This window comes from Roseibium sp. RKSG952, assembly GCF_009711355.1.
In genome coordinates this window covers 1-433 of the sequence record NZ_SMMF01000251.1, presented here as the reverse complement: position 1 = coordinate 433, position 433 = coordinate 1, and the positions used below count along the sequence as shown (strand labels likewise).

Genomic DNA, 433 nt, shown 5'->3' with positions numbered 1-433 from the left:
AGATCACATTAGTCATGCGTCAGTCCCTCATAGACTCGGGCAATTCGCGTGTGACTGACCGGTCAACGAAATTATCCGTCTTGATCTGGTCTGCTTGGATCTCAGGAACCACTGCTGTCGCGGCGTATCCGGCAATGGAGTGGTTCAACTGATTAATTGCAGCCGAATGAGACGCTGCAATTGCTTCAGCTCCCGAGACGCTGGTCTCCAGCATACTCACGCTACAGCTTATTGAGTCTGCATACTCACTTGCGCATAGTGCATCCATCCGGATAACGGCCACATCAGACTCGAGCCCGGATAGAGACGTTTCAAGCGCCGTCACTTGCTCCGTCAGGCTCGCCACTTGCCCCAACAGGGCCGTGAGCGTCTCCATGATTTTCTGGATATCGTTTTTGTCAGTCATCGTTTTCTCCATGAAAAAAGCCCGCCA

Annotated in this window: 1 protein-coding gene; it reads right to left on the bottom strand. The window is 52.4% G+C overall.

From position 1 onward, the window contains the following. Nucleotides 1–19: 19 nt before the first annotated feature. A partial coding sequence (locus tag E1297_RS00610) for a hypothetical protein (protein ID WP_209015535.1) occupies nt 20–433 on the bottom strand: 414 nt, incomplete at its 5' end.